Below are 13,471 nucleotides of genomic sequence, written 5' to 3'. Positions count from 1 at the left end.
TTATGAAAATAAAAGTTATGTCTGTTTTTGGAACTAGACCTGAAGCAATAAAGATGTGTCCATTAGTAAAAAAACTTGAAACAGATGAGAGGTTTGAATCAATTGTATGTGTTACTGCACAACATAGGGAAATGTTAGATTCGGTATTAGAAATATTTAAAATTATGCCTCGATTTGATTTAAATATTATGAAACATGGGCAAAGTATTATCGATGTTTCTAATAAGGTTTTAAGTGGAGTGGATAAAGCAATAAAAAAATGTAATCCAGATATCGTTTTGGTTCATGGAGATACATCAACTACATTAAATGCATCTTTGGCGGCTTTTTATAATAAGATTCCTATTGGGCATGTTGAAGCTGGATTAAGAAGTGGTGATATATATTCCCCATTTCCCGAAGAAGCTAATAGAAGACTAACAGGAACTCTGTCTACTCTACATTTTGCACCTACTATGAGAAATAAACTGAATTTAAATAAAGAGGGTATTGTTGAAAATGTATTTTTGACTGGAAATACAGTAATTGATGCACTTTTTAGTGTAGTAAAAACATCTCATATATTTATGAACGATGATTTAAATGAAATAGATTTTGTTAATAAAAGGATTATTTTATTAACAACTCATAGAAGAGAAAATTGGGGAGAACCTATGAAAGAAATATTTGAAGCTACTAGGAAATTAGTAGAAGAAAATGATTCAGTAAGAGTTATATTCCCAATGCACAAAAACCCACTAGTTAGAGATTTAGCTATAAAGAGTTTTGAAGGCGTTGAAGATAAAGTAAAATTAATAGAACCTCTTGAATATGTTGACTTCGCAAATCTTATGTCAAAATGTTATTTAATAATGACAGATTCAGGTGGAATACAAGAAGAAGCACCAGCTCTAGGAAAACCGGTGATAGTTTTAAGATCTGAAACAGAAAGACCAGAAGCAGTTGAATCAGGAACTGTAAAAATATCTGGGATTGATAAAGAAAATATATTCAAAATAGCAAATGACTTATTAAATAATAAAGAATTATATGAAATAATGGCTAATGCAACCAATCCATATGGAGTAGGTAATTCTTGTGATATCATAGTTGATTTAATTAGTGAATATTTTTTGAAATAAGATATATCTTAATTAATATAAACTATTAAATTTAGTATAATAAATGTAAATATATTCTTATAATAAAATATCCCAGAAATTTCCTGGGATATTTTACGGTTTAGAGTTATTATATATCATTAAATATATAATCTCTCATTTGCTGTTTAGCCGTTTCTATATCAAAGGTTAAATAATAAACTCCATTTATCATAGCACCTTCACCATAGCCATCTCTAGGGAATCTATCTTGTTCTAAGTTAGCACCACTACTTAATACCTTAGTTCCTAATGAAAGGATATCTCCTGCATTTAAGTTAGTTTGAACATAAGGTAAAACTTCATTTAGTAATGAGTTAAATGAACCTATAGATGCAGAAGTTAGCTTAGTAAATAAAGCTTCAAGTACTGTTCTTTGTCTTTCAGTTCTCTTATAGTCTCCACCGGAAGTATATCTTATTCTTGAATAAGCAAGGGCTTGAGTACCATTTAAGTGCTGAACACCTGCATAAGTAATATGTGATGAAGAAGTTCCTTCTAGTGAATTAATATTGTCTATATAGCTATTTATATATTCCAATTCTTCTTCAGTAATTTCTATATCGACACCACCAAGGATATCAATTATTTTAGGGAGTGATGAAAAGTTAACTGATACAAAATCTTCAATATTTAAACCAAAGTTTTCATTTATCGTTCTGATTGATAGTTCAGGACCGCCATAGGCATAGGCATGGTTAATTTTATCATTTCCATAGCCATCAATATAAACGTAAGAATCTCTCATTATTGAAGTTAGCTTAAGTTTATTGTGAACTGGATCAATAGTTGCAATCATAATAGCATCTGAACGCCCGCTTGAACCATCAGTTGAATCTATTCCAAATAGAGCAATATTTCTTATTTTACTTACATTATCATAATCTTTTAAATCATCTTCTACAATTCCTAAATTATCTTTATTTAAATCTACATTATCCATTTTATTTAATAGACCTATAACATATCCACCACCTACAACAGCTACTGCAAGTAATATACATAGGAAGCCCATAAATATTTTAAAACCAATGGATTTCTTTTTACGAGTCTTACTTTTTTTAGTTTGAGACATATTCACACTTCCTTTCATTACTACATATTAACATATGTGAAATATAATTTTCAATAATAAAACTTTGATTGTAATAAGTTATTAATAATATCAATATAATATTTAAAAATTAATAAAAAATATAATAATATTAAAAAAATATAAAAAGTGAGAGGAAATAAGATATAATTAAAAGCAAAACAATAAACATAGGAGGGATTTATGGTATTTAGTTCATCAATATTTATTTTTCTATTTCTTCCGCTAGTAATTTTTATTTATTATATTTCTAGTAAGAAATTAAAAAATTATATTTTGCTTTTTGCAAGTTTATTTTTTTATGCATGGGGAGGATTAGATTATTTAAAAATATTAATAATTTCAATAACTATCAATTATACTTTAGGTATATTAATTGATAGTTTAAAGCAACGTGGTAAACTTAAAAGTATATGTTTAGCTGTAGGGATAATTTTAAATTTATCCATATTATTTTACTATAAGTATTATGATTTTTTTGTGAATAATGTAAATAGTGTTTTCAATACTGACTTTGATTTGAAATATATTGCACTGCCAATAGGGATATCATTTTTTACATTCCAAGGAATATCCTACATAATAGATATTTATAGAAATGATGGAAAGGTTAATAAAAATATATTTTCAGTTGCATTATATATATCTTTTTTCCCCCAACTAGTAGCAGGTCCAATAATAAAATATAAGACTATTGATAAAGAAATAAGAAGTAGAAAAGAATCAATAGAAAGTTTTTCATATGGGATAGATAGATTTGTAGTTGGATTAGCAAAAAAAGTTATTCTAGCAGATATACTAGGGGGAGTAGTTAATGATATTATACCTTACCATGTATATGGAATAGATACTCCTACTGCATGGCTTGGAGCAATTTGTTATACATTTCAGATTTATTTTGATTTTTCAGGTTATTCAGATATGGCAATAGGACTAGGATATATGTTTGGATTCTCATTTATGGAAAATTTCAACTATCCTTATATTTCAAAATCTATAACTGAATTTTGGAGAAGATGGCATATATCTTTATCAACATGGTTTAGAGAATATTTATATATACCTCTAGGAGGAAATAGAAGAGGAAATGTATATTTTAACCTTTTTATAGTTTTTGTTGTAACTGGATTATGGCATGGCGCAGCTTGGAATTTTGTTGTTTGGGGTTTATGGCATGGATTATTTATAATAATTGAGAGAGCAATAAGAAATAAAGAGTTTTATAAAAGAATTCCAGCGTATGTTAAATGGGGAGTTACTATTCTTATTGTCTTAATAGGATGGGTTTTATTTAGAGCTAGTAGTCTTCCAGAAGCTATAGAATATATCAAAATAATGTTTGGTATAGTTAGACATGATAATATTTCCTTTAGTATAAGATATTTTCTTAATAGAAAACTTATTTTTTGGATAGTACTTTCTATCATTGCTTCTACACCTATGACTACAATTATTATAAATAAATATAGAGAAAACAAATATTTTGAGATTATTAAGTGTATATCTATATTAATGTTATTTGTTATATCTATTATTTTTGTAGTTAATTCAACCTATAGCCCATTTATATATTTTCAATTTTAAGAAAGGTAATGTTATATGAAAAAGCTTTATATAGTTAAGATTATTTTATTCTTATTTATAATTTTAATACCTGTTGTTGGTATTAATTATAAAAGTAATCAAGTTTCTGAAATTGATAATAGGATGCTAATTGATGCTAGTGATATTCTTTCTAGTGGAGATATAACGGAGAATATGGAAAGCTATATTAATGATCGTATTGGATTTAGAAATAAAATGGTAAGTTTATATACTAAAGGAATGGATATCTTATTTGATGAAATGGTTCATCCAATTTATCAATATGGCAAGGACGGATATATTTTCCCTAAGGTATCAACAATGACATTAAATAAAGAGTTTAATGAAGTGTATTCTGATTTTATAGCAGATTTTCAAAAGTATTGTAATGATAGAAATATAGATTTTGTTTATGCTATTGAACCTAGTAAAGCCACAATATATACTGAATATTTACCAGAAGGATATGTATATAATACAGAAAGTGTTGATTATTTCATAAGCCTATTAAAAGAAAAAGAAGTCAATTTTGTTAATAATATAGAAGTTTTGCTGGCTGCTAAAGAATACGCCCAAGTTTTTGATCCTATGTTTGACGCTGGTCATTGGAATGAAACGGGGGCAATAATAGGAATATCAGCTATATTAGATAGAATTAATGTATTAGATCCTAGAGTAGAAAAACTTGATATTAATAATTTTGAAGCAAAGGATTATGTAAATACTAAACTTCCATCTTCAGATTTTTCTATAAATGAAACGACTACTAGATATAGCTTGATAGAAGATAATTCGGATTATATAGAAGACTATGAAGATGAAATTATTAGATCAGAGCAGTTTCCCGGATATAGTCATTATAAGAATAATAATAAAATAGATGGACCGAGAATTCTTGTTTTTTCAGGGAGTTATTTTAACAATAAAGAAAAATTTTTTACAGAGAATTTTTCAGAAGTTATGAAAATACATAATTATCATAATGTTATAAACTATGATTATTATATAGATATATTTAAACCTGATATAGTATTGTTTGAATCTACTGAATATACTCATACAGATTATTATTTTCCGATTAAAGGTATGATAGATACTATTAATAATGACTAGAAAAGGTGATGCAAACTATATGATTTTTCAGAAAAACTTCTAAGATAGATAATTTTAAGAAAAGTTTAATTAAATTTTATATATAAATATAAAAAAGATGCAAAATGAATAATTATTTGATTTAATAAGTTAAAAGTAAGGTGAAAAAATATTTAAGCTCCTTACTTTTACTTATTTAATTATTTTATATTTTTATACTATAAAAAATGTGTATAATAATTCTATAAAATGTAACTTTTTATAGACTATTATTTCATAGAAATGTATAATTATAATTGAATTAAAAGAAAGGAGGGGAAGTAGTGAGAAAAAAGAAAAAGAATTCCATATTATCATTAATAATTATTGTAATGATGTTATTTCCTCAATTACCTACTAGGGCAGTGACTAACTTAGATGTAGACACTAAAAATGAGAATGTAATTAAAGAGGATAATGTAGATGAGGTAGTTGAAACAAAACCTGATAATAGTAATTCAAATAATATTATTGATGGAGATAATGATACTGAAGAAAAGAACCAAAATACACAGAATTCATCTATAGAAATTCAGGATGAAAATACAAATGAAAATAATGAAGATATATCATTAGAAAATAAAGATCTTTTTGGAGAGGCATATGAACAAAAGAGTAGCATAGCAACTTATTCTTCTTTTGAGCCTCAAGTGTATGAAAGAGAAGAGTTTAATTTAAAACAAGAGAGCTTTAATGACGTAGAAGAGCTTCAACCCAAAACAGATGCAAATTATGAAATTGCTTTAGCACACAGTGATGGAACATATACTTATGTAGATTCAGCTGAAAATATTGAAGAAGCAATTGATAAAGTAGAAGAGGTAAGTGCAGGAGAAGTTTCTAATAATGGACAAGCACTTAGTAGGTCAAATAGCTCTTATTCGGTAGTATCATTAAAATCAACGAATACATCTAATTCAGATGATGAAGCCATACCTGTTATACTAAATAGTGATGGAAGAGTTGTTTCCTCTAATAAATCTATGGGAAGAATATTAAAGCATATAAATGGACAAGTATATGGATATTTTGATAAAAATACCAATGTATATCCAACATCTTCATTGACGGGTTCAGCATTTACGTATATCAATCAAGGATTTGTGGATGATGTGCCTATAATTGAAGATAATGGTAAAAGTGCTAAAATATTAGTCAATGGATATCAAGGATGGGTTAACAGAGATGTTAGTAGTTCAGAATATGATATGATTATAGTACCTATTAATCAAGTTACTAATCCAAGTTATTATTTCACTGAAAATGGAATTTTGAAACATTTTATAAGTTCAAATTTAAGGTCTAATAGTAGAACTGGTACAACATTAGAAATAGGGGTTGCACCTTCATATTTAAAGGCGGGTGTAAGATATCTAAGTTATGATGGAAATTACTTTTATGATGGAAGTAACATAACAAATGGCTTAGATATATTAATAACAGATTTACAGAACGGAAATTATGCAAATGCAGTAAATTCAAATAATCCTTATTATAATTATTATAATTACCTACCATTTAGGAGTACAACTACGCATAATTCAGGCGATTTAAATAGATTTATTGCTAATTATATAGCAGAACTAAATCTAGGAGAGTCCAAGCTTACAGATAGTGCTTCAGCATTTATTGATGCACAAAATAGATATGGAGTTAATGCACTGTTAGCATTAGGAGTAGCAATTAATGAATCATATTGGGGAACATCTGTTATAGCTAAACAAAAAAATAATATCTTTGGAATCAATGCTGTAGATTCAAATCCTGGACAGTCAGCTGATAGCTATGCAACTGTAGCTGATAGTATATATGAGTTTGCAAAAAATCAAATTTCAAGAGCTTATGCAGATCCAGCGAATTGGGCTTATTATGGTGGATACTTAGGAAATAAGAAATTAGGAGCAAATGTGAAATATGCATCTGATCCTTTCTGGGGAGAGAAGGCAAGTCAATTTGCTTTTAAAGCTGATTATTTTATTTCAGGAAGTAATATAAGTAACCTTAAAGATTATAATAATTTTCAACTAGGAATTTTTACTTCAGCAACGCAAGTTAAGAATTCTAGTGGTCAATTACTATATAATGTTATAGATAACTTTACACAATATGCTGGCTATGTAGGAACGTCAGTTGTAATAAACTCTAATAATAGTGGAAATTATGAAATAAATCCAGAAAGAAATACTCCAGTTAATACTGGAGGAACAAGTAATAAATATCATGGAAACTATAGTTTTTCTGATAAGGGATATGTTAATTCATCTAATATTATGCTTATTAATACTAAAAAGAATGGTGTTATTAAAAAAGGTTGGGTTAAAGAAAATAATAATTGGTATTACTTTAATAGTAATGGAGAACCATCAATTGGTTTAGTTCAAATAGATGGTCATAATTATTTCTTTAACAATGATGGAACTATGGCAACAGGCTGGAAGAATATTAATGGCAATTGGTATTATTTCTGGGGCGGCGGCTCAATGGCTATAGGTTGGGTTAAGTCTGGAAATGCATGGTATTATATGGATACCAATGGAGTGATGGTAACAGGTTGGAAGACTATAGGAAATGGTAAATACTATTTCTGGGGTGGTGGCTCTATGGCAACAGGTTGGGTCCAAAATGGAAATAATTGGTATTATTTCTGGGATGGTGGCTCAATGGCAACTGGTTGGGTTAAATCTGGTGGATATTGGTATTATATGAAGAGTGACGGAGTAATGGCAACTGGATGGCAAACCATAGGTAATTCTAAATATTACTTCTGGGGCGGTGGCTCAATGGCAACTGGTACTATTTATATAGATGGAAAATCATATTATTTTAGATCAGATGGTAGTTTAGCATAATTTTATAAATGAGATAAAAAACCTTTAAATTAGAAATCTAATTTAAAGGTTTTTTGTTATATAGAGTATATTAAAAGACCATATCCCGTTAGTATGGTTGATTTATATTATGTTAATATGCTATAATGAGTAAGATTTAAATAGAAGTATTTAGTAGATTATTATTAATAATAAAGAGGTTAAGGAAGTGGTATTATGAAAATTCCTTTTTCACCACCTGATATAACAGAGGCTGAAATTAATAATGTAGTTGAAGTTTTAAAATCAGGTTGGGTAACAACAGGACCAAAAACTAAAGAGTTTGAAAAAAAGATAGCAAGTTATTGCAATACTGAAAAAGCTGTTTGTTTGAACTCTGCTACTGCATGTCTAGAACTTACATTAAGGCTTTTAGGAGTAGGAGAGGGCGATGAGGTAATAACTACTGCATATACATATACAGCTACTGCAAGCGTAATTAACCATGTGGGAGCTAAGATAGTATTAATAGATACTGCAGAAGATTCATTTGAAATGGACTATCAAAAACTAGGAGATTTAATAACAGATAAAACAAAAGCAATTATACCAGTAGATTTATTTGGTAAGATGTGTGATTATAATAAGTTGTTTGAAGTTATAAATATGAAGAAGAATTTATTTAATCCATCTAATAAGATACAAAAATCTATTGGAAGAGTAGCTGTTATAGCAGATGCTGCACATTCATTTGGTGCAATCTATAATGGAAGAAAAAGTGGAGAAGTTGCTGATTTTACTTCATTTTCTTTTCATGCTGTAAAGAACTTGACTACAGCAGAAGGTGGAGCTGTAACATGGAGAAATATAGATGGGATTGATAATGAAGAAATATATAAAAGGTTTATGATATTATCTTTACATGGTCAAACTAAAGATGCTTTAGAAAAGAGTGGAGTAGGCTCTTGGGAGTATGATATCTTAGAACCAGCTTATAAGTGCAACATGACAGATATTATGGCTGCTATTGGATTAGCTCAATTAGATAGATATGAAGAAATGTTGAATTATAGAAGAGAATTAATTGGAATATATGATACAGAGCTTTCTGAAATAAGTGCTTTAGAGACATTTAAGCATTATAAAGATGATAATAAATCAAGTGGCCACTTATATATTGTTAGGTTAGTTGGTAAGGATATAGAATATAGAAATATGATAATTAATAAGCTTGGAGAAAGAGGTATTTCTGCAAATGTTCATTATAAGCCTCTACCACTATTAACGGCATATAAAAAATTAGGATTTGATATTAATAATTATCCTAATGCTTATAATATGTATAAGAATGAAATTACATTGCCACTTAATACAATTTTAACTAAAGAAGAAGTTAAGTATATTTGTAATAATCTAAAGGAATTATTGAGTTAGAATGTGTTTTAGGAGTATATAATATGAAAAAAGATACATTAGTTAGTTTTATTGTCATTGCATATAATGCAGGTAATAAGCTCGCTTCATTATTAGAAGATTTAAAAAAGCAGAGCTATAATCATAATAATATTGAAATAATATTAGTTGATAGTTCTTCAAGTGATAATACAAAGGATATAATGAATAACTTTAAAAATTCAGTTAATGATTTTATGAATATTAAAGTATTAGATAATCCTAAAAAGGTATTACCAAGTGGATGGAATGTAGCATTAAAAGAGGCAAAAGGTGAAATTATTCTAAGAGTAGATGCACATTCATCATTACCTGAAGATTTTATAGAAAAAAATGTTAAGTATATAAATGAAGGGGAAAAAATAGTTGGTGGACATAGAATAAGTATAATTGATGAAGATAATAAATGGCAAAGAGTTTTATTAACTGCTGAAAAATCACTTTTTGGAAGTGGAATTGCCGCTTATAGAAGAAGTGAAAGTACCAAGTATGTTAAAACTTTAGCTCATGCAGCATATTCAAAAGAAGTATTTGATAATGTTGGTATGTATAATGAAAAATTATTTAGAACTGAAGATAATGAAATGCATTATAGAATGAGAGAAAAAGGATATAAGTTTTACTTTAATCCCGACATAGTATCGTATCATCATGCTAGAAATGAATTTAGTAAGATGTGTAAACAAAAATATCTTAATGGATATTGGATAGGATTAACTATGGGGGTTTGTCCGAAGTGTTTTTCTATTTATCATTTAGTTCCATTTGCTTTTGTGATAGCATTAATTATTTTCAGCTTATTAGCAAGCATAGGTGGAGTAGTTATGCCATTAGCATTATTATGTGGAGCATATGCAATTGTAAACTTAGGGATTTCTTTAATTGAAATTGTAAAAAATAAGTTTTTAATAGAGATGTTTGCTTTACCATTTATATTATTATCTCTTCATATTTGTTATGGAGTTGGAACATTAGTTGGGTTTATAAAACTTCCAAGTTTTTTAAAAAATTTCAAATAGATTAAAGGTTAGTTAAGACTAACCTTTTTTAATAATTGTTAAATAGTGCATAAACAAAATAGAAGTAAATAATATTTGAGTTTGGAGAGGAAATATGAATGAAATAGATTTAAAGAGATTACAAATATATCAATTAGAGATGTTAAAAGATGTAGTTAAAGTATGTGAAAAAAATAATATTAATTATTTCTTAACATGGGGTTCTGCTTTAGGAGCTGTAAGACATGGAGGATTTATTCCATGGGATGACGATATAGATATATCTATGACTTGGGATAATTATAAAAAATTTGAAGTGATAGCGCAAAAAGAATTAGGAGATAAGTATTTTTATCAAAGTCAAGAAACTGATGAATATTGTTTTACTAATTGGAATAAAGTTAGAATTAATAATACTACATCTATGGAAAGCAATTTAAGACATATAAAGTGTCACTATGGAATTTGTATGGATATTTTCCCTATAATAGGAATTCCTAATAATAAGTTTAAAGCTTTGATTCAAAAGTTAGAAATATTATTATATAGATTTTTAAGGTATGAAAGATATCTAACTAATAGAAAGCCTGAAGGAAATACTATATTTAGAATTTTATATGGAATTATACCTGCTAAAATTAAGAAGTTCATTGAACATAAACTGATTAAGAATATAACAAAATATGATTTACAGGATTGTGATTTAGTGATTGAGTTTTTATCAGGAAATTATAACAGTATGATTTTCAAGAAAGAGTTTTTCGGAAAAGGAACTAAAGTAAAATTTGAAGATTTTGAAGTGATTATTCCAGAAAAATACGATGATTATCTAAGGTATGCATACGGAGATTATATGACATTACCTAAGGAAGAAGATAGGGTAGGACATGGAGATGCAATTATAGATTTTGATAGGTCCTATGAGTATTATTGGGAAAAATAGATTTTAAGAATTCTAGATAAAGTACTGAGAGGATAAATATATGAATATAAAAAAAATGCTTAAAAGTAATAGTATGATTAATTCAGCAGTTTGGTACACTATAGGTTCATTTTTCTTAAAGGGTGTTAACTTTTTTACAGTTCCTATTTTTACAGAGTTATTATCTACGGCCGAAATGGGAAGAGTTACAATATATTCTACTTGGGGCGCTATAGTTGCAATAATTGTAGGATTAGGAATTGAAGGGACAGTAGGAAGTGCTAAAGCTAACCTTAAAGATGATGAGTATACTGAATACTTATCTAGTGCTTTAATTTTAGGCACAGTGAGCTTTATTGCAATATTTATATTATGCTTTATATTTAAGGGTAGTCTATCTAATTTAATGGGATTAGACATTAAATTGATAATATTATTATTGATACAAAGTTTCTTCTCATTTGTAATTAGTTTTGTTCTATCAACCTATACTTTTGCTAGAGATCATAAGATGTACTTAACTGTATCATGTTTTTCTACAATACTAAATATCGTATTGTCTATTGCTATAATATTATCGATGGATAGTAATAGATATTTAGGTAGAATATTAGGTTGGGCTATTTCTACAATATTAATTGGTGTTGTATTATATATAAAAATAATTATTAAAGGTAAGGTATTCTTTAGCTTAAAATACTGGAAGTTCTGCTTACCAATAGCATTGCCTTTAATTTTTCATAATTTATCACATTTGTTACTTAACCAAGCTGATATCTTAATGCTAGAAAATTTTACTGATGAATCAACAGTTGGTATTTACGGTGTATTATATATGATTGGTTCAATATTAAATATAATACAAATTGCTATTAACGGTGCATGGGTACCTTGGTATTACGAAGCTTTAAAAAAAGGTGATAAGGATGAATTAAGAAAAAAGTCAGGAGCATATATAATTATATTTACTATATTAACAACAATGTTTATGTTAGGAGTTCCTGAAGTCATTAAGCTATTTACGGATAGAGCTTATTGGGGTGGAATCCCTTTAACCTACATAGTAATAATGGGGTATTATTTTGTGTATTTATATACTTTCCCAGCAAATTTTCAGTTTTACAGTAAACAAACAAAATTTATTGCCATGGGAACAGTTACTGCAGCTATTGTAAATGTTGGATTTAATTATATTTTTATACAACAATTTGGAATGTATGGTGCAGCAATAGCAACTTTAATTGCATATATAATACTATTTTCAATACATTTTATTATTGTAAAGTATAAGTTTAAGCACCAAGATTTTCCGTTTGCATTTAATATTTATGGGGTTGGAGTGGCTCTTTGTAGTTGGATTATAAGTTATCTATTATTGGACTACTTTATTATAAGATGGATTATAATAATTATAATATTCATTGTTAGTGCAATTATAGTACTTAAGGAAGTTAAAAAGTTAGAAAGTTAGAATGTTGATTTTAGGGTATATCTTAATATAATAAAAGAGGTGTTTTTATGGCTAAAATTAGTGTAATAGTGCCTGTTTACAATTCAGAAAAGTGTTTAGGTAGATGTATTGATAGTATTTTAAATCAAACTTATAGTGATTTTGAGTTGATATTAATTAATGATGGATCGAATGATAAGAGTTTAGATATTATAAAAAAATATGAAGCATTAGATAGAAGAGTAAAGGTTATAGATAATAAAAATAATGGAGTATCTAAAACTAGAAACATAGGAATAACTTTAGCTAAGGGAGATTACATACAATTTATTGATTCAGATGATTTTATTGATAAAGATATGCTTAGCTATGAAGTAAATATGCTTGAATCTAACAAAGCTGATATGGTGATGACGGGATTATTTTTAGATATTGAATCTAAAAATAATATAGATACATCTATACAAACTTTTGAAAATAATATTTCAAGAGGGGAAAAAGACATAGCGGAAAATTTAATTAAAAGACTTAATGGTACTTATATTAATTCACCAGTTAATAAACTTTATAAGAAAGAAATAATTATTGACAATAATATTTTCATGAATGAAGACATAGATTTAGGTGAAGACTTAGCTTTTAACTTAGACTATATGAAACATTGTAATAGTATTGTGTTTAGTGAAAAGAGCTTTTATCATTATTGTATGAGAAATGAAGATAATTTAACATCTAAATTTAGAGAAGATAAACTAGATATTATGGAAATTCTATATAATAAATGTAGGGAGTTTCTTATATATTGTAATAGTGAAAAATATCTAATAAATGAACTTAACTCAATATTTATTAAGTGGATGTATTATTGCTTTATAGATCTTAATAGTAAAGGATG

At 27.4% G+C, this 13,471-nt stretch carries 10 protein-coding genes; 9 read left to right on the top strand and 1 reads right to left on the bottom strand.

What is annotated here, in order from left to right:
* Nucleotides 1–2 precede the first annotated feature (2 nt).
* Entirely contained in the window at nucleotides 3–1,121 is a 1,119-nt protein-coding gene (gene wecB / locus QK892_RS05995; protein WP_317272627.1) for a non-hydrolyzing UDP-N-acetylglucosamine 2-epimerase, read from the top strand.
* 109 nt (nucleotides 1,122–1,230) lie between these two features.
* Here wecB and QK892_RS05990 read toward each other — a convergent pair whose 3' ends face one another.
* Complete coding sequence (locus QK892_RS05990; RefSeq protein ID WP_317272626.1) at nucleotides 1,231–2,214, bottom strand: LCP family protein; 984 nt, start codon at nucleotides 2,212–2,214, stop codon at nucleotides 1,231–1,233.
* 201 nt (nucleotides 2,215–2,415) lie between these two features.
* Here QK892_RS05990 and QK892_RS05985 point away from each other — a divergent pair, with 201 nt between their 5' ends.
* The 8 genes from QK892_RS05985 to QK892_RS05950 all read left to right on the top strand — a co-directional run.
* Complete coding sequence (locus tag QK892_RS05985) at nucleotides 2,416–3,816, top strand: MBOAT family O-acyltransferase (RefSeq protein WP_317272625.1); 1,401 nt, start codon at nucleotides 2,416–2,418, stop codon at nucleotides 3,814–3,816.
* A 15-nt stretch (nucleotides 3,817–3,831) separates the two neighbouring features.
* A complete protein-coding gene (locus QK892_RS05980) occupies nucleotides 3,832–4,929 on the top strand; it encodes an alginate O-acetyltransferase AlgX-related protein (RefSeq protein WP_317272624.1) in 1,098 nt (365 codons plus the stop codon).
* Between the two features lie 302 nt (nucleotides 4,930–5,231).
* Nucleotides 5,232–7,796 carry a glucosaminidase domain-containing protein gene (locus QK892_RS05975; protein ID WP_317272623.1) on the top strand — a complete coding sequence of 855 codons (2,565 nt, stop codon included), beginning with the start codon at nucleotides 5,232–5,234 and terminating at the stop codon, nucleotides 7,794–7,796.
* A 195-nt stretch (nucleotides 7,797–7,991) separates the two neighbouring features.
* A complete protein-coding gene (locus tag QK892_RS05970; protein ID WP_317272622.1) occupies nucleotides 7,992–9,188 on the top strand; it encodes a DegT/DnrJ/EryC1/StrS family aminotransferase in 1,197 nt (398 codons plus the stop codon).
* A gap of 23 nt (nucleotides 9,189–9,211) precedes the next feature.
* Nucleotides 9,212–10,225: a glycosyltransferase family 2 protein gene (locus QK892_RS05965; protein WP_317272621.1), complete on the top strand. Its 1,014-nt coding sequence runs from the start codon at nucleotides 9,212–9,214 to the stop codon at nucleotides 10,223–10,225.
* A 94-nt stretch (nucleotides 10,226–10,319) separates the two neighbouring features.
* Entirely contained in the window at nucleotides 10,320–11,147 is an 828-nt protein-coding gene (locus tag QK892_RS05960) for a LicD family protein (RefSeq protein ID WP_317272620.1), read from the top strand.
* A gap of 40 nt (nucleotides 11,148–11,187) precedes the next feature.
* Nucleotides 11,188–12,597, top strand: coding sequence for a lipopolysaccharide biosynthesis protein (locus QK892_RS05955; RefSeq protein WP_317272619.1), 1,410 nt, complete (start codon nucleotides 11,188–11,190; stop codon nucleotides 12,595–12,597).
* A gap of 47 nt (nucleotides 12,598–12,644) precedes the next feature.
* The coding region (locus QK892_RS05950; RefSeq protein WP_317272618.1) for a glycosyltransferase family 2 protein at nucleotides 12,645–13,471 on the top strand (827 nt) is incomplete at its 3' end.

The sequence above is a fragment of the Clostridium lamae genome, assembly GCF_033043255.1.
Lineage (GTDB): Bacteria > Bacillota > Clostridia > Clostridiales > Clostridiaceae > Clostridium > Clostridium lamae.
Note: the sequence above shows the minus strand (reverse complement) of the source record. Positions and strands in the feature narration are given on the sequence as shown.

What these genes read in the sequence shown, in the direction of transcription:
- wecB (WP_317272627.1), top strand. Translation starts at nt 3, where the DNA reads ATGAAAATAAAAGTTATGTCTGTTTTTGGAACTAGACCTGAAGCAATA.
- QK892_RS05990 (WP_317272626.1), bottom strand. Translation starts at nt 2,214, where the DNA reads ATGTCTCAAACTAAAAAAAGTAAGACTCGTAAAAAGAAATCCATTGGT.
- QK892_RS05985 (WP_317272625.1), top strand. Translation starts at nt 2,416, where the DNA reads ATGGTATTTAGTTCATCAATATTTATTTTTCTATTTCTTCCGCTAGTA.
- QK892_RS05980 (WP_317272624.1), top strand. Translation starts at nt 3,832, where the DNA reads ATGAAAAAGCTTTATATAGTTAAGATTATTTTATTCTTATTTATAATT.
- QK892_RS05970 (WP_317272622.1), top strand. Translation starts at nt 7,992, where the DNA reads ATGAAAATTCCTTTTTCACCACCTGATATAACAGAGGCTGAAATTAAT.
- QK892_RS05965 (WP_317272621.1), top strand. Translation starts at nt 9,212, where the DNA reads ATGAAAAAAGATACATTAGTTAGTTTTATTGTCATTGCATATAATGCA.
- QK892_RS05960 (WP_317272620.1), top strand. Translation starts at nt 10,320, where the DNA reads ATGAATGAAATAGATTTAAAGAGATTACAAATATATCAATTAGAGATG.
- QK892_RS05955 (WP_317272619.1), top strand. Translation starts at nt 11,188, where the DNA reads ATGAATATAAAAAAAATGCTTAAAAGTAATAGTATGATTAATTCAGCA.